The sequence below is a fragment of the Pseudomonas sp. genome (assembly GCF_049590575.1).
In the GTDB taxonomy this organism is placed as follows: Bacteria; Pseudomonadota; Gammaproteobacteria; order Pseudomonadales; family Pseudomonadaceae; genus Aquipseudomonas.
Genome location: NZ_JBAWDE010000180.1, coordinates 1 through 16,052, shown reverse-complemented (window position 1 = coordinate 16,052; position 16,052 = coordinate 1). Strand labels below are relative to the sequence as shown.

Genomic DNA, 16,052 nt, shown 5'->3' with positions numbered 1-16,052 from the left:
CACCTGCCTGGCGCGCGCTCCACCCCGGGCGGCCAGCTGGTGCAGGAAACCGACCATGTCGCCAGCGTGCGCGGTGCCCGCCTGGTGCTGGCGGATGACGACGGCGTACGGGCGAACATGTCCGCGTCGTGGCTGGCCCAACTGGGCTGGGACGTGCATGTGCTGGACGACCTGCACGCCGCCGATTTCAGCGAAACAGGTGCCTGGGTTGCGCCGGTGCCGGCCCCGCCCCAAGCCGAACTGATCAGCCCGCACACCCTCGCCGAATGGCAAGCCCATGGCGACACCGTGGTGCTGGATTTCACCGCCAGCGCCAACTACGTCAAACGCCACATCCCCGGTGCCTGGTGGGTTCTGCGCGCGCAACTGCCCGAGGCCCTGGCCAAGGTCCCGGCGGCCCAGCGCTATGTGCTGACCTGCGGCAGCAGCCAACTGGCGCGCCTGGCGGTGGCCGAAGTCGAAGCCATCACCGGCAAGCAAGTGTTCCTGTTGCAGGACGGCACGGCCGGCTGGATCAACGCGCAACTGCCGTTGGAAGAAGGTGAAACCCACCTGGCGTCACCGCGTATCGACCGCTACCGCCGCCCGTACGAAGGCACCGACAACCCCAAGGAAGCCATGCAGGCGTACCTGGATTGGGAGTTCGGGCTGGTCGCGCAACTCGGCCGCGACGGCACCCACGGGTTCTACGTGATCTGACCCTATCGCACCCGCCTGGCCACGCCCTTAGCCGGGCAGCGGCCAGCCACAGCCGCGCTCAATCGTCAGCCGGTTGAGCGCGCCGCCTTCAATTGCGGCGCAAAAGGGTATTCGGCGCCACACCAAAGGCCTTGCGAAATGCGTGGCTGAAGTGCGAGAAGTCAGAAAACCCGAAGTCCAGCGCCGCCTGGGACACGCTGCGCACCTGACCCCGCTCAATCGCCTCACGGCTGGCATTCAGCCGCTCTTTCCAGATCTCGGCAACCGGGGTTTTCTGGTACCGCGCGAAAGCGCGCGTCACGGTCCGGGTGGACACATTGTGAGCCTGGGCGATGACTTCAATCGACAGGTCCGGCTCGGTCAGGTGCCGCTGGATGTACTTCATGATGCGACCGTAGAGGTCCAGTTCCTGATGGGTTGTCTTCAGGTCCTGAAGTTCCAGGCTGACCACCAGCAGGTCAATCAACGCGCCTGAATAACGACTCGAGATGCGCTCATCCTGCAACGCCGTTGGCGCGCTCGCGGCCTGACGCAGCATTTCACGCAATGGAAGCACGCCAGGACGCCGGTCATCGAGGACCATCGCCGTGTAATCGGCGATGCGTGGCAGACGCTCGGTGAGCAAGGCCCGCGGAATACGCACCAGGTGGTTTTCGGTACCACCGAAGCTGAATCGAAACGCCTGAGTTGCGTCATAAAGAAACAAATTGCCCGCTGCCAGGTTGGCTTTTCTTCCGCCTTGCTCAATTTGTCCATGGCCATTGCGCGAGAAACCCAACCATAAATCTTCAGCCGGACCGCTGCGCAGGTGCCGCTCGGAGCGTTCCCAGTAATGCAGCGGCGAAGACAGCGAACAGATGTCCAGATCGCCGAGCGTATTGATCGCGAGCGCGCCATCAAAACTGCTCTGGGACAAGGGTTTGCTGTCAGCCGACAGGCAATGGCGGCACACCACTTCCTTCCAGTAATCAAAGCGACGTGGCGCAGCAACAGCAAGGGTCGAATACTGAGTGCTTGGGTTCATGGCACTGACCTCGGTACAGCGATGCAGTAAGAGCTCGAAAAGGTGTAACCGGCTTTCCAGCGCTAGCAATTAACAGGCCAAGCACTTCAGCCGGCGTTGTGGGGTGCTTACCGAAGCGGCTCTCAGCGAAGTGGCCTGCGCAGTCAGGGCATTGCCAGAGCGCCCGTGATCCCCATTTAGAAGCACAGACCGCCTGGCTTTCGGCAGGCGCGCACCAACGCCGATCACGGCGTGGCCCCTGAGCGCCAGCGTTGTCTGTTCCAGCCAAATGGTTGTCTCGACGAACCAAGCGGCCCCTCCCCGTCCCGCCTAATTTCCACCTCACAGCAGCTCATACCGCGCTGATGAGGCACGCCATGCATCGACCCTATTCACAACAACTGACTGATTCCTCCTGGCTTTTGCACAGGCGCGACCTTGCACCTGAAGAGTCGGCTTACTGGTTGATTGAATGGGGGGCGATGACGCTGCTGCACCGACGGCAAGTCGCCAAACGCGACCTGACGCCAAAGCGCTGATGCCCACCCGTAGGCCTGAACGAAAATAACGAGGAGCTCAACATGGAATCTGCAATCGACACCCATCTCAAATGCCCGCGCACCCTGTCCCGACGGGTGCCCGACGAGTACCAACCGCCGTTCCCGATGTGGGTCGCGCGCGCTGACGAGCAACTGGAACAAGTGGTGATGGCTTACCTTGGCGTGCAATATCGCGGCGACGCCCAGCGCGAATCCGCGTTGCAGTCGATGCGCCACATCGTCGGCAGTTTCAGTCTGGCCGATGGCCCGCAGACCCATGATTTAACCCACCACACCGACAGCAGCGGGTTTGATAATTTGATTGTGGTCGGCTACTGGAAAGACCCTGCCGCCCACTGTCGCTGGTTGCGCTCGCCCCAGGTCAATGGCTGGTGGAGTTCGCCGGATCGGCTCAGTGACGGCCTGGGCTATTTCCGCGAAATCACCGCCCCACGCGCCGAACAGTTCGAGACCTTGTACGCCTTCCAGGAAAACCTGCCCGGTGTTGGCGCGGTCATGGACAGCACCAGTGGCGAGATCGAAGAACACGGTTACTGGGGCTCGATGCGCGACCGCTTCCCGATCTCCCAGACCGACTGGATGCAACCCACCAGTGAGCTGCAAGTGGTCGCCGGTGACCCTGCCAAGGGTGGGCGGGTCGTGGTGCTGGGGCATGACAACCTCACGCTGATTCGTTCAGGCCAGGACTGGGCGGATGCCGACGCGGACGAGCGCTCGCTGTACCTTGATGAAATTCTGCCGACCTTGCAGGACGGCATGGATTTCCTGCGTGATAAAGGCCAGCCGCTGGGCTGCTACAGCAACAGGTTCGTGCGCAATATCGACATGGACGGCAACTTTCTCGACCTGAGCTACAACATCGGCCATTGGCGCTCGGTGGAAAAGCTCGAGCGCTGGGCCGAATCCCATCCGACCCACCTGCGTATTTTCGTAACGTTCTTCCGCGTGGCCGCGGGTTTGAAAAAGTTACGGCTGTACCACGAAGTGTCCGTGTCAGACGCCAAGAGCCAGATATTCGAGTACATCAACTGCCACTCGCAGACCGGCATGTTGCGCGACGCGCTGTCGCCAACCACCTGAGCGCCATCGGCGCTCAGGGCCCAACGTCCGCCTCCTTGCCATCCTTTCACGGATGGCCCGGTCTTCCTGTGCAAGGGATAAAAGATGAACAAGATTCGCCTGTTGACACTCTCCACGCTGTTGCCTGCGCTTCACGCGAACGCCGGTGAAGTAGCCCCTGGCGACTATGAGCAATACCCGGTCGGCGCAACCATCGGAGTGGTTTATTACCAGCACTCCACCACGGACTCGGCTTACGCCAACGGGCACAAGGTCAGCTCTGACTACCGGTTGAGCTCGGACGTCGGCATTCTGCGTCTGCTGCATGTCTACGCGCTGAGTGACACCGTCACCATCGACCCGCAGTTCCTTCTGCCTTTCGGGCATGTCTCGAGTGGCGGTGACGCCTCGACGCTGGGCAGTACCCGCGGCGTCGGCGACTTGATCCTGACCGCACCGCTCAAGTGGCGGTTCAACGAAGCCCGCGACACTCTCAGCATCGCCCCCTACCTGTATGTACCCACGGGCACTTACGACAAGGATGACGCACTCAATATCGGCGAGAACCGCTGGAAGTTCGAACTGCAGAGTGCCTACGTCAAGCACTTCACGGAGAAATGGGCGATGGACCTGGTCGGCGGCGCCACCTGGTATGGCGACAACACCGATTACGGCGCAAATGCCGACCGCCTGAAGCAAGACGTTTCATACGCTGCACAGATCATGGGCCGTTACATGCCAGACGCTACCACCGCGTTTGGTGTCGGCTTCGGGCGCACCTGGGGCGGTGAGACCAACGTCGAGCACGTCAATCAGGATAACGAGTTGGGTACGACCAACTTCCGTCTGACGGCGACCAAATTCGTCACGCCTCAGGACCAGATCCAGCTGCAGTTGGGCAAGGATCTCTCCGTGGATAACGGCGCCAGGGAAGACTTCCGCATGAACCTGCGTTACGCCCGCGTGTTTTGACGCACGCGACCATCGGGCAGCGACCCCGGACCTCTGTTGCCTTGGCGCAGGGCTGTCCGGCTCAGCCAAGTCGCTGTCTTTTTCAACCAAGCCTCCGGCGGGAGGCGCGGACTATCTTGAGCACCAGGCCCACTGATCTTGACGAGTATGCAGTGCGCTTCGGCCACAAACGATAAGGACAGCCCCACCATGGCAATCGTTCGCCCCACCCTCGAGCAGCTTCTGGATCTCGCAAGCAGCCTGCACATGCAGCTCAGCCCCGAGCACGCGCGTGAATATTTGCCGCTCATGCAGGCGAGCTTCGACGCGTATGACCTGATTGACGAACTACCCGATTTCATCCCTCCGGTGCGTTACGAACGCAGCTCGGGCTATCGCCCATCGGCCGCACACAACCCGCTCAACGCCTGGTACTTCCGAACGGAAGTCGGCGGTGCCCGTGACGGCAAACTGGCGAGTAAAACGGTCGCACTCAAGGACAATGTTTCACTGGCTGGCGTGCCCATGATGAATGGAGCCAAGCCACTGGAGGGTCACGTTCCAGCGTTCGACGCCACCGTCGTCACGCGGTTGCTGGACGCCGGCGCAACGATCCTCGGCAAGGCCACGTGCGAGCACTACTGCCTGTCCGGTGGCAGTCACACTTCCGACCCTGCCCCGGTGCACAACCCTTATCGCTATGGGTTTGCCTCGGGCGGGTCGTCCTCAGGCAGCGCGGCGCTGGTGGCCGCGGGCGAGGTCGACCTGGCAGTCGGCGGCGACCAGGGCGGGTCGATCCGGATTCCTTCGGCATTCTGCGGCACTTACGGCATGAAGCCGACCCATGGCCTGGTGCCGTACACCGGGATCATGGCCATCGAAGCGACCATCGATCATGCCGGCCCTATCACCGCCACTGTGCGCGACAACGCGTTGATGCTGGAGGTCATGGCCGGAGCGGATGGGCTAGATCCGCGGCAAGCCGCGCCCCAGGTCGATACGTACAGCGATTACCTGGAACGTGGTGTGAGCGGGCTGAGGATCGGCATCCTGCGCGAAGGCTTCGAACTGGCCAACCAGGACCCGCGCGTTGCGTCGTCTGTACGCGATGCCATCGAGCGGCTTTCGCAACTGGGCGCGCAGGTCGAGGAAGTGTCCGTGCCCGAGCACCGGATTGCCGGTTCGCTGTGGCACCCCATCGGCTGTGAGGGCCTGACCATGCAGATGATGCACGGTAATGGGGCGGGCTTTAACTGGAAAGGCCTGTATGACCTCGGGTTGCTGGACAAGCAAGCCGGCTGGCGCGACCAGGCGGATGACCTGTCCGCCTCTCTGAAGCTGTGCATGTTCGTCGGCCAATACGGTGTGGAACGCTACAACGGGCGTTTCTACGCCAAGGCGCAAAACCTCAGGCGCCTGGCACGTGCCGGCTATGACGCGGCATTGGCGCGCTATGACCTGCTGGTGATGCCCACCGTGCCGATCATTGCCCAACCCCACCCGCAGCCCGGTTGCTCGATCACCGAGTACGTAGCCCGAGCGCTGGAAATGATCGGCAATGCCTCCGCCCAGGACATCACTGGCCACCCGGCCATGTCGATCCCCTGCGGCCTGGTAGACGGTTTGCCTGTGGGGCTCATGCTGGTGGGCAAGCACTATGCCGAAGGCACGATTTACCAGGCTGCCGCGGCGTTCGAGGCGTCTGTCGACTGGAAAAACTGTTAGCCGGCCCTGCAGCGCAAAAAAGAATAAGCCGCCAGGCGCTGCCTAGAAGCTCAACGATGAGGAATCAACCGATGACCACCCCAGAAAAAAACCCATCAACCCCGGGCGAACGCGCGCAGGCGCTGCTGCAAGTGCTCAAGCAGAAGGACCTGATCCCCGACGGTTACATCGAGCATATGACGCAGCTGATGGCGCACGAATGGAGCCCGGAGAACGGTGCCCGGATTGTGGCCAAGGCCTGGGTAGACCCGCAGTTTCGTGAATTGTTGCTCAGGGATGGCACCGCAGCCTGTGCCCAATTTGGCTACACCGGCCCGCAGGGTGAATACATTGTTGCCCTGGAAGACACGCCCAGTGTGAAAAACGTGATTGTGTGCAGCCTGTGCTCCTGCACCAATTGGCCCGTCCTCGGCTTGCCGCCGGAGTGGTACAAGGGCTTCGAATTCCGCGCGCGGCTGGTTCGCGAAGGGCGCACCGTCCTGCGCGAATTGGGCACGCAGCTGCCGGACGAAGTCACCATCAAGGTCTGGGACACCAGCGCCGAAAGCCGCTACCTGGTGCTGCCGGTGCGGCCGCAAGGGAGCGAGTCGATGGATGAAGAAGCGCTTCGAAAATTGATCACCAAGGATGTCCTTATCGGCGTGGCGCTACCGCACGTGGCGTAACCGGGGCGCTTTGTTTCTTGCACTTTTCAGAGGTATTCACGATGGACGGTTTTCACGATCTCGGTGGTTTTCAAGGCTTTGGCAAGGTGCCTCACACCATCGACAGTCTGAGCTACCAACAGGTATTCAAGCAGGACTGGGAACACCTGGCCTACAGCCTGATGTTTATCGGCGCCGATCACTTGAAAAAGTTCAGCGTGGACGAAATCCGCCACGCCGTCGAACGCCTGGATGTCCGCCAACATGTCGGCACCCAGTACTACGAACGCTATGTTATCGCCACCGCCACCCTGCTGGTCGAAACAGGCGTCATCACCCAGGCGGAGCTCGATCAGGCCCTGGGCTCGCACTTCAAGCTGGCGAACCCCGCGCAGGCTGGCGGGCGCCCGGCGATCACCGGTCGGCCGCATTTTGAGGTGGGCGACCGGGTCGTCGTGCGCGACGAGTATGTGGCCGGGCATACCCGCATGCCCGCCTATGTGCGTGGCAAGCAAGGCGAGGTCTTGCATCGCACGTCGGAGCAGTGGCCGTTCCCGGACGCGATTGGCCATGGCGACCTGAGTGCGGCGCATCAGCCGACCTACCACGTCGAGTTTCGCGTGAGCGATCTTTGGGGTGATGCGGCCGATGACGGTCTCGTGGTGGTCGATCTTTTCGAGAGCTACCTGGACCACGCCGATGGCACTCAAGCGGTGAGCACATGATTGACGGCGCCCAGACAGGCCGACTGCCAGTGACGGTGCTTTCCGGCTTCCTCGGCGCCGGCAAAACCACGCTGCTCAACCATATCCTGCGCAATCGCGAAGGCCTGCGGGTGGCGGTCATCGTCAATGACATGAGCGAAGTCAACATTGATGCCGAAGCGGTGCAGCGCGACGTGTCACTGCACCGCGGTCGTGATGAGTTGATCGAGATGAGCAATGGTTGCATCTGCTGCACGCTGCGCGCCGACCTGCTCGAACAGATCAGTGCCCTGGCCCGTCAGCAGCGTTTCGATTACCTGCTGATTGAATCCACCGGGATCTCCGAGCCGATGCCGGTTGCGGAGACGTTCGCCTTCCTGGACGCCGAAGGCTTCAGCCTCAGCGAGTTGGCCCGGCTTGACACCCTGGTGACGGTGGTCGATGGCAGCCGTTTTCAGGCGTTGCTGGAGTCACCGGACACCGTGGCCCGCGCTGACACGCAGGCGCAAACGCTCCAGCGCCCTCTGGCGGACCTGGTGATCGAGCAGGTGGAGTACGCCAACGTCATTCTGGTCAACAAACTGGACCTGATCGATGCACCTGGCTACCAGGCCGTGCACGCGATCCTCGCCGGCCTCAACCCGACTGCGCGGATCGTGCCGATGACTCAGGGCAACGTCGAGTTATCCAGCATCCTTGGTACCCATCTGTTCGACTTACCCAGCCTCGCCGCGTCGCCGGGCTGGATGAAGAAAATGGAAACCAGCGACGCACCGGCCTCCGAGTCCGATACCTATGGCGTGACGTCCTGGGTCTACCGCGAGCGCGCGCCTTTTCACCCACAGCGATTGTTCGACTTTCTCCAGCGTCCCTGGGGCAACGGGCGCCTGCTGCGCAGCAAAGGTTACTTCTGGCTCGCCAGCCGACACCGGGAAACCGGCCTGCTGGTGCAAAGCGGCAAGCAGTTCCAATGGGACTATGTCGGGCACTGGTGGAACTTCATCGATCCGTCGCAATGGCCGCGGGATGAATATCGGTTGCAAAGCATCATGGCCAAGTGGGACGGCATTGTCGGGGATTGCCGGCAGGAGCTGGTCTTCATCGGCCAGGACCTCGATACCCAAACGTTGCAGCGCGAACTCGACCACTGCTTGCTGAGTGCCCAGGAAATCGCCGCAGGCCCGACGGCCTGGCAAGCCCTGCCGGGAGCCACGGCCTTTGACAACCGGGCGTTGTCGGCATGCCCGCCGCCGCTCTTGCAGGCGAACTCCATTTGACCGAGGCAGAGGTGCTCCATGTTTTTTCTCAGCAGAACCACCCGTTGGGTACTTGCGCCGCTCGCCGAGAGGCTGGAGCAGCCAGACCAGCCGAGCACGCCGTTATCCTCGAACAACCCGTTATTGCGCCGCATTCTGGCAGGCGTCGATCAATTGCTACAGGAGCGACGCGCCCTGGAGGAACAGGTACGCGCGCTGACCGTGAACGTCAGCCAATTGGACGAGCGCCTGGCCAACCGCGACAAGCATTTGCGCCAAATGGAGACGCGCTGGGCACTGATCACTCACGGCGCAGATGAACTGTTCTGGTCGCTGGAGCTGGCTGCAAGCGCCACACCCACGCCGGCGTGTGCGATGGCATGGACAGGGTCGGCGTCGATCCAGGCCGAAGGTATCGATCAGCTCGGCCGCTGGAGCGAACGGTTGCACCCCGCTGACCGCCAACCGCACCTGGACGCGCTTGCGCGGCATCTTGCCGATCGCAGCGGGCGCACGCCCTTTACGCTCGAGGTGCGCATGAAGTGCGCATCCGGCGGTGACTTTCGCTGGTGCAGGATCAGCGGGCATGCAAGGCGTGATCCGCAAGGCGTAGCTCTGGCTATCGGTGGAACCCTACGGGACATTCACGAACAACACCTGCACCACGAAACACTTGAACGGGCGGCCACACGTTTCGACATTTCCCGGGAAATGCTGCACGACGGGCTCTGGGACATCGAGGTCGTGGCCGGCGACCCCGCCAACCCGAAAAATACCATCTGGTGGTCGTCGCAAATGCGTCGATTGCTGGGGTGCAACACGGTTGAAGAGTTTCCCAACACCCTGGAAAGTTGGACCTCGCGCCTGCATCCCGACGACAGCGAACGGGCGATCGCAGCGTTTGTCGCCCACGTTGAAGACCGCAGCGGCAAGACCCCGTTTGATGTGGATTATCGGCTCAAACATAAAAGTGGCGCTTACCGCTGGTTTCGCGGCCGCGGGCAAACGCGACGCGCGCCGGACGGCTCACCGCAACGCGTGGTCGGTGCCATCACCGATATCCACGCCCACCATGAAGAAAGCACGATGCGCGAGGCGCAGGCGCAACAACATCGGGTGATGCAGGAAACGCTCAGCAAGCTGACGCAGATTGTCGCCACCATCCAGGGGATTGCCAGCCAGACCAACCTGCTGGCGTTGAACGCCGCCATTGAAGCGGCGCGCGCAGGCGAGGCCGGGCGCGGGTTTGCGGTGGTCGCGGACGAAGTACGCAAGCTGGCCACGCGAACCAGCCAAGCCACACAGCAAGCGGCCGAAATGATGGACAGCTAACACCCCGAAAGCGCGCGCACCGGGCGTGTGCACACAAAACATATTCCAACAATAACAATCAGGTACGTTATGCGCGATCACGACTCGGCAGTGACAGCTTTCAATTATCGACAACTGGCCGCCCAGGACTTGCACGGCGAGCTGGCTGCCATGAATGCCTGCATCGAGTGCTGCGACCGGCACGCCAAGGATGATGCTGTGGCGTTGTACTGCGAAACCCAGGATGGCCGCGCCACGCACTACACGTTCAGCCAGCTGCAGGCCCACGCTGCGCGCTTCGGCAACTTTCTGCGCGAGCAAGGGGTCGGGCCCGGAGACCGTGTCGCGGGCCTGATGCCACGCACGGTTGAACTGTTGATTGCGATTCTGGGGACCTGGCGCATCGGCGCGGTCTACCAACCGCTCTTCACCGCCTTCGGCCCCAAGGCGATCGAGCAGCGATTGGGTTGCTCCGCGGCACGCTGGGTGGTGACCGATGCGCATAATCGCCCCAAGCTGGACGACGTCCTTGACTGCCCACGCATCATCGTGACCGGCGCTGATTCATTGGCCCCGCAGGATCACGACTTCTGGACCGCGGTGGATCGCCAGCCAACCGAATGTGCGCCGGAGTTGCTGGACGCCAGTGCGCCGTTCCTGCTGATGTGCACGTCAGGCACCACAGGGCCGGCCAAACCATTGGAGGTGCCTTTAAGCGCCATTCTCGCCTTCAAGGGGTATATGCGTGATGCGATAGACCTGCGCGAGGACGACCATTTCTGGAACCTCGCCGACCCCGGCTGGGCCTACGGTTTGTATTACGCAGTGACCGGCCCGCTGGCGTGTGGCCGCGCCACGCTGTTCTATGACGGGCCGTTCACCGTGGACAGTGCCTGCCGGATCATCGCCAAGTATGCGATCAGTAACCTGGCCGGCTCGCCGACCGCTTATCGTCTGCTGATCGCGGCAGGGGCAGCGTTCGCCGACGCCGTGCGTGGGCAGCTGCGTGTCGTCAGCAGCGCCGGCGAACCGCTCAACCCGCAAGTCATTCGCTGGTTTGCCGAAGCACTCGGCGTGGTCATCCACGACCACTACGGCCAGACGGAAATCGGCATGGTGCTGTGCAACCACCACGGCTTGCGCCACCCGGTACGCGAGGGCTCAGCCGGTTATGCGGTTGCGGGGTACCGGATTGTCGTGCTGGATGATGCGCATCGGGAACTGCCGCCTGGCCGGCCAGGCGTGTTGGCGGTGGATCGCGAGCGTTCGCCCCTGTGCTGGTTCGACGGCTACCTGGGTATGCCCACCCAGGCCTTTGTCGAACGTTATTATTTGAGCGGCGACATCGTCGAGCTGAATGACGACGGCAGTATCAGCTTCGTGGGCCGTAACGACGACGTGATCACCACCTCCGGCTACCGCGTCGGACCTTTCGATGTGGAAAGTGCGCTGATCGAACACCCGGCGGTGGTTGAAGCCGCCGTGATCGGCAAACCGGACCCGCAACGCACCGAGCTGATCAAGGCGTTTATCGTCCTGCACAGTCAGTGCACGCCAAGCGCCGAGTTGGCTGAAGTGCTGCGCCTGCATGTCCGCCAGCGCCTGGCCGCGCACGCGTACCCGAGGGAAATCGAGTTCGTCGAACACCTGCCTAAAACACCCAGCGGCAAATTGCAGCGGTTCATCCTGCGCAACCAGGAAATCGCAAAGCAGCAGGCGCTCGACACATGACACAAGGACCAAGCCGTGGCGCGTTGCCGCGTGCAGGCAACACGGCGGGCGCGTTGTGCTAAGTCGCTCGCAATTCCAGCGCAGAGCCCTGGAGTTGTTCCAGCAGCGCAGTTTCAGCCAGGTCAGCATGCGTGAATTGGCGGCGCATATCGGCATCACGCCGGGCGCGATTTATCACCACGTGGACAGCAAGGAAGCGCTGCTGTTCGAGTGGCTGATGGAGCTGTATCAGACGTTGCTGTCGCACGTTGAGCTGATCAAAAAGCGCAGAATGACGCCCGCGCAACGCCTGACAAAACTGATCGAAGGCCACCTTCGCTTGCACGAGCGCATGGCCGGGCAGTTTAAGCTGGCAGTCATGGACACCGGCTGCCTGAGCGCGACCATGGAAGGCAGTGTACGGCGCTTGAAGGAGGCTTATGAGTCAGAGCTACTGAGCGTGGTCGCACAGCTGTGTCATCAACCCGGTGGCCCCTTGCGCGAAGGGGCACTGCCAGCAATCGTGCCCATGCTGAACAGCCTGCCCGCATGGTTGAGCCCCACCATGGAGAAAGCTCAGCGCCGGGTCATCGCCAAGGCCATCGTCAATGCTGTCGTCCAGGCGATAAGGGCCTTGCCTTGAGCCAGGCCTGCCTGCTGGATCGCTTCGAGACGGGACTTGCGCCCACGACAGGCCCCAATCAAATGCAATAAGAGAATAATCTATAACCACATAATCAATTATTTTAATAATTAACATATAACTAAAAAGAACTTCACAGCGGGTTTTTATGGGCATAACGTAAAGTCCACACCGACCCCTTCTCCAGGCGGAGGTAACCACACCTCTTTTCGATCTGCCTGGAGCCTGCATCCCATGGTCTTTTCCACCCCCTTCAAACGCCTGCTCCTGGGCACCGCCCTCGCCCTTGGCCTGGCCTCCACTGCCCACGCCGCCGACCTGCAACCGCTACGGGTGGCCAACCAGAAATCGACGATCAAGGCGCTGCTGGAAGTCTCCGGCGAGACCCAAAACGTACCCTACGAAATCCAGTGGTCGGAATTCCCGTCCGCCTCGCCGCTGGGTGAAGCCCTGAATGCCGGGGCCGTGGATGTCGGTGCCCTGGGCGACGCGCCTTATGTGTTTGCCCTGGGCGCCGGCGCGTCACTCAAAGTGGTCAGCATCATCCACGCCGAAGGGCGCAACACCACAGCCCTGCTGGTGCCCAAGGATTCGCCGATCAAGACCGTCGCCGACCTCAAGGGCAAGAAAATCGTCACCGGGCGCGGCTCCATCGGGCATTACCTGGCGATCAAGGCCCTGGCCAGCGCCGGGCTGAGCACCAAGGACGTGCAGTTCATTTTCCTGCTGCCCAGCGAGTCACGCCTGGTGCTGGATAACGGCACCGTCGATGCCTGGGCCACCTGGGACCCTTACACCACCGTGGTCACCTCCCAAAGCCAGGCCCGCGTGCTCGTCAGCGGCGCCAAGTTACTGAGCAACCACCTGTACTTCGCCGCCACCAGCCAGGCCATCGCCGACAAGCGCCCGCAGCTCGACGACTTTGTCGCGCGGGTGGACCGCGCCTACGCCTGGGCCAACATCCACCCCAACGAGTATGCCGCCGCCCAGGCCAGGATCACCGGCTTGCCGCTAGCGGTGCACGTGGAAGTGGCCAAGGACACCCATTTGAGCCCGGTGGTCATTGACGACACGGTGATCAGCGGCCTGCAAGCCACGGCCGACGCCTATCAAAAAGAAGGCCTGCTGCCCAAGCACATCGACGTGTCGCAGGGTTTCGACAAGAGCTTCAACGCCAAGCGTGCCCCCAATTCCCAAGCATCGCGTTGATCAGCGCATCGCGCTAAAAGGAGCAGAACATGAGCAAGAAAGGTCAATCAAAACCACGTTATTTGAAACTCGGCGCCATGGTCCATGGCGTCGGCCATGGCTGGGGCGAATGGCGTCACCCGCAGGCGCAACCGAATGCCAGCACGAATTTCGGTTTCTACAAACAGCAGACTGAGCTGGCCGAAGCCGCCAAGTTCGACTTCGTGTTCATCGCCGACAGCCTGCACATCCATGCCAAATCCAGCCCGCACTACCTCAACCGCTTCGAGCCGCTGACTATCCTCTCGGCCCTCGCCGCGCTGACCACACATATCGGCCTGGTCGCCACTGTGACCGTCAGCTACACCGAGCCGTACCAGGTGGCGCGTCAGTTTTCGTCGCTGGACCATATCAGCGGCGGCCGCGCCGGCTGGAACGTGGTGACCTCGTGGCTCAGCGGCACCGCCGACAATTTCGGCAAGGCCGAGCACCCACCCCACGCCGTGCGCTACCGCATCGCCAAGGAACACCTGAATGTGGTCAAGGGCCTGTGGGATTCCTGGGAAGACGACGCCTTTGCCTACAACAAGCAAAGCGGCGAGTTTTTCACCCCGAGCAAGCTGCATGCGCTCAATCACAAGGGCGAGTTCTTCTCGGTCAAAGGCCCGCTGAACATCGCGCGTTCGCGCCAGGGCCAGCCGGTGATTTTCCAGGCCGGCACCTCGGAGGACGGGCGCAATTTCGCCGCCGAAAACTCCGACGCAATCTTTGTGCATGTCGACAGCCTCGAAGAAGGCCTGGCCTACACCCAGGACCTGAAACGCCGCGCCACCGGCTTTGGCCGTGACGCGCACAGCCTGTCGATCCTGCCGGGTATCCGTCCGATTGTCGGGCGTGACGCGGCCGAAGTGGAAAGCCGCTACCAGCAGGCGGTGGAGCTGGTCACCGTGGAAGACGCCATCGTCGCCCTCGGCCGCCCGTTCAACGACCATGACTTCAGCCAATACCCACTGGACGCACCGTTCCCGGAACTCGGTGACCTGGGCGCCAACAGCCAGAAAGGCGGCTCCGACCGTATCAAGCAGCTGGCCAGGGACGAAGGCCTGACGTTGCGCGAAGTGGCCCTGCGCTTCTCGCGGCCCAAGCGTGATTTTGTCGGCACCCCGGAGCAGGTCGCCGATGCCATCCAGACCTGGTTCGAGGCCGGTGCCAGCGACGGTTTCATCATCAATTCAGTGCTGCCCGACGGCTTGCAGTACTTCACTGAACTGGTGGTACCCGTGCTGCAACAGCGCGGCCTGTTCCGCACCGAATACACCGGCCACACCCTGCGCGACAACCTGGGCCTGGACGTGCCGGCAAACCGTTACAGCGTGGCCGCCGAGGTCGAAGAACAGCAGGAGGCGCTGGCATGAGCGAATCCCTCAACCGCCAGTTGGCTGACCTGCACGCCGAGCGCGTGGTCAGCTGGGCACCGGCGGCATTGCAGGTCAACATCGACCAGCGCCAGCGCCTGGTGGATCAGGCCCGGCCCGACGACTACGTACAGGTCGGCGATGAGCTCGACCCCTTCACCCTGCTCAACGTGGAAGGCGGCGAACTGAGCCTCGACCTGCTGCTGGCCGACGGCCCGGCGGTGCTGATTTTCTTCCGCTTCGCCGGCTGCCCGGCGTGCAACATCGCCCTGCCCTATTACGAGCGCCAACTCTACCCACGCCTGCGCGAACTCGGCGTGCCGCTGGTGGCGGTGAGCCCGCAAGTGCCCGAGCGCCTGGTCGAGATCAAGACCCGCCACCACCTGCAATTGCTGGTGGCCAGCGACACGGCCAACCACCTCGGGCGGCGCCTGGGCATCCTCTACAGCTTCGACGAAGCCTCGCGCAACGCCGCGTTGGCCAAGGGCAACAGCATCGGCGAAACCACCGGCACCGGCACCTGGGAGTTGCCGCAGCCGACGGTGGTGGTGATCGCCGCAGACGGCACCGTGGCGTTCGTGGAGGTCAGCCCGGACTGGCTGGTACGGACCGAGGCCGAGCCGGTGTTGCAGGTGGTGGAGCGCCTGTTGGGCGAGCAGCCTTTACGCGTCGCTATCTAGGCCCCCAAACCCCATGTGAGAGAGGGCTTGCCCCCGAAAACGGTGGGTCAGACAGCACATTCTTTGACTGAACCTGCGCCATCGGGAGAGCGCTCCCTCGCACATTTTTGACCGAGTACACTCATCATGACCTCATCGTCTCAACCGTCTCTACGCTCCGTGGAAGTCGCCCATTTCGACGCCTTGCTCGAACGCCTCGGCGCCGAGCTGGCGAGCACCGCGCACCGGTATGACGAGAGCGCCGAATTCCCCCACGCCAACTTCCAGCGCCTGCATGCACACGGCCTGGTGGCGCTCACCGTGCCCAAGGCCCTGGGCGGCGGCGGTGCCAGCCTGCCCCAGGCGCGCAAGGCGATCAGCGCGATAGCCAAGGGCGAGCCGTCCACCGCGCTGATCCTGGTGATGCAGTACCTGCAACACACCCGCCTGCAAGACAGCAAGACCTGGCCTGCGCACCTGCGTGTCAAGGTCGCCGAGGACGCGGTGCGCCACGGCGCGTTGATC

The 16,052-nt window shown here is 62.5% G+C and carries 15 protein-coding genes and 2 pseudogenes; 16 read left to right on the top strand and 1 reads right to left on the bottom strand.

Annotation, left to right across the window (positions count from 1 at the left end):
- A partial coding sequence (locus WBR57_RS12630) for a rhodanese-like domain-containing protein (RefSeq protein WP_424084119.1) occupies nt 1-699 on the top strand: 699 nt, incomplete at its 5' end.
- An 88-nt stretch (nt 700-787) separates the two neighbouring features.
- On the opposite strand, the gene WBR57_RS12625 is transcribed toward WBR57_RS12630, so the two are convergent.
- Nucleotides 788-1,723, bottom strand: a complete 936-nt coding sequence (locus tag WBR57_RS12625; protein ID WP_424084118.1) for a helix-turn-helix domain-containing protein — start codon at nt 1,721-1,723, stop codon at nt 788-790.
- Nucleotides 1,724-2,079: 356 nt separating this feature from the next.
- Between WBR57_RS12625 and WBR57_RS12620 the strand changes: the two genes are divergently transcribed.
- The 15 genes and pseudogenes from WBR57_RS12620 to WBR57_RS12550 all read left to right on the top strand — a co-directional run.
- Complete coding sequence (locus tag WBR57_RS12620; protein WP_424084117.1) at nt 2,080-2,241, top strand: hypothetical protein; 162 nt, start codon at nt 2,080-2,082, stop codon at nt 2,239-2,241.
- 42 nt (nt 2,242-2,283) lie between these two features.
- On the top strand, nt 2,284-3,342 hold the full coding sequence (locus WBR57_RS12615) for a phenylacetaldoxime dehydratase family protein (RefSeq protein WP_424084116.1): 1,059 nt from the start codon (nt 2,284-2,286) through the stop codon (nt 3,340-3,342).
- Nucleotides 3,343-3,426: 84 nt separating this feature from the next.
- Nucleotides 3,427-4,293 carry a transporter gene (locus tag WBR57_RS12610; RefSeq protein ID WP_424084115.1) on the top strand — a complete coding sequence of 289 codons (867 nt, stop codon included), beginning with the start codon at nt 3,427-3,429 and terminating at the stop codon, nt 4,291-4,293.
- A gap of 189 nt (nt 4,294-4,482) precedes the next feature.
- Complete coding sequence (locus tag WBR57_RS12605) at nt 4,483-5,997, top strand: amidase (RefSeq protein ID WP_424084114.1); 1,515 nt, start codon at nt 4,483-4,485, stop codon at nt 5,995-5,997.
- 71 nt (nt 5,998-6,068) lie between these two features.
- Nucleotides 6,069-6,662 (top strand): nitrile hydratase subunit alpha, encoded by a 594-nt coding sequence (gene nthA / locus WBR57_RS12600; protein ID WP_424084113.1) that lies wholly within the window; start codon nt 6,069-6,071, stop codon nt 6,660-6,662.
- A gap of 41 nt (nt 6,663-6,703) precedes the next feature.
- Complete coding sequence (gene nthB / locus WBR57_RS12595) at nt 6,704-7,366, top strand: nitrile hydratase subunit beta (protein WP_424084112.1); 663 nt, start codon at nt 6,704-6,706, stop codon at nt 7,364-7,366.
- On the top strand, nt 7,363-8,622 hold the full coding sequence (locus WBR57_RS12590; RefSeq protein WP_424084111.1) for a GTP-binding protein: 1,260 nt from the start codon (nt 7,363-7,365) through the stop codon (nt 8,620-8,622). The genes nthB and WBR57_RS12590 overlap by 4 nt, the downstream gene beginning before the upstream one ends.
- Before the next feature lie 18 nt (nt 8,623-8,640).
- Nucleotides 8,641-9,639 (top strand): annotated as a pseudogene (locus WBR57_RS12585) (PAS domain-containing protein); the annotation flags it as partial.
- Nucleotides 9,640-9,924 (top strand): annotated as a pseudogene (locus WBR57_RS12580) (methyl-accepting chemotaxis protein); the annotation flags it as partial.
- A 78-nt stretch (nt 9,925-10,002) separates the two neighbouring features.
- Nucleotides 10,003-11,643 carry an AMP-binding protein gene (locus WBR57_RS12575; RefSeq protein ID WP_424084110.1) on the top strand — a complete coding sequence of 547 codons (1,641 nt, stop codon included), beginning with the start codon at nt 10,003-10,005 and terminating at the stop codon, nt 11,641-11,643.
- A gap of 55 nt (nt 11,644-11,698) precedes the next feature.
- Nucleotides 11,699-12,265, top strand: a complete 567-nt coding sequence (locus WBR57_RS12570) for a TetR/AcrR family transcriptional regulator (RefSeq protein ID WP_424084109.1) — start codon at nt 11,699-11,701, stop codon at nt 12,263-12,265.
- A gap of 234 nt (nt 12,266-12,499) precedes the next feature.
- Entirely contained in the window at nt 12,500-13,474 is a 975-nt protein-coding gene (locus WBR57_RS12565) for an ABC transporter substrate-binding protein (RefSeq protein WP_424084108.1), read from the top strand.
- Nucleotides 13,475-13,503: 29 nt separating this feature from the next.
- Nucleotides 13,504-14,868 carry an LLM class flavin-dependent oxidoreductase gene (locus tag WBR57_RS12560; RefSeq protein WP_424084107.1) on the top strand — a complete coding sequence of 455 codons (1,365 nt, stop codon included), beginning with the start codon at nt 13,504-13,506 and terminating at the stop codon, nt 14,866-14,868.
- Entirely contained in the window at nt 14,865-15,548 is a 684-nt protein-coding gene (locus tag WBR57_RS12555; protein ID WP_424084106.1) for a peroxiredoxin-like family protein, read from the top strand. Before WBR57_RS12560 ends, WBR57_RS12555 begins: the two co-directional genes overlap by 4 nt.
- A gap of 126 nt (nt 15,549-15,674) precedes the next feature.
- On the top strand, nt 15,675-16,052 hold a 378-nt coding region (locus WBR57_RS12550; protein WP_424084105.1), incomplete at its 3' end, for an acyl-CoA dehydrogenase family protein.

What these genes read in the sequence shown, in the direction of transcription:
- WBR57_RS12575 (WP_424084110.1), top strand. Translation starts at nt 10,003, where the DNA reads ATGCGCGATCACGACTCGGCAGTGACAGCTTTCAATTATCGACAACTG.
- WBR57_RS12565 (WP_424084108.1), top strand. Translation starts at nt 12,500, where the DNA reads ATGGTCTTTTCCACCCCCTTCAAACGCCTGCTCCTGGGCACCGCCCTC.
- WBR57_RS12590 (WP_424084111.1), top strand. Translation starts at nt 7,363, where the DNA reads ATGATTGACGGCGCCCAGACAGGCCGACTGCCAGTGACGGTGCTTTCC.
- WBR57_RS12555 (WP_424084106.1), top strand. Translation starts at nt 14,865, where the DNA reads ATGAGCGAATCCCTCAACCGCCAGTTGGCTGACCTGCACGCCGAGCGC.
- WBR57_RS12610 (WP_424084115.1), top strand. Translation starts at nt 3,427, where the DNA reads ATGAACAAGATTCGCCTGTTGACACTCTCCACGCTGTTGCCTGCGCTT.
- nthA (WP_424084113.1), top strand. Translation starts at nt 6,069, where the DNA reads ATGACCACCCCAGAAAAAAACCCATCAACCCCGGGCGAACGCGCGCAG.
- nthB (WP_424084112.1), top strand. Translation starts at nt 6,704, where the DNA reads ATGGACGGTTTTCACGATCTCGGTGGTTTTCAAGGCTTTGGCAAGGTG.
- WBR57_RS12560 (WP_424084107.1), top strand. Translation starts at nt 13,504, where the DNA reads ATGAGCAAGAAAGGTCAATCAAAACCACGTTATTTGAAACTCGGCGCC.
- WBR57_RS12605 (WP_424084114.1), top strand. Translation starts at nt 4,483, where the DNA reads ATGGCAATCGTTCGCCCCACCCTCGAGCAGCTTCTGGATCTCGCAAGC.
- WBR57_RS12620 (WP_424084117.1), top strand. Translation starts at nt 2,080, where the DNA reads ATGCATCGACCCTATTCACAACAACTGACTGATTCCTCCTGGCTTTTG.
- WBR57_RS12615 (WP_424084116.1), top strand. Translation starts at nt 2,284, where the DNA reads ATGGAATCTGCAATCGACACCCATCTCAAATGCCCGCGCACCCTGTCC.
- WBR57_RS12625 (WP_424084118.1), bottom strand. Translation starts at nt 1,723, where the DNA reads ATGAACCCAAGCACTCAGTATTCGACCCTTGCTGTTGCTGCGCCACGT.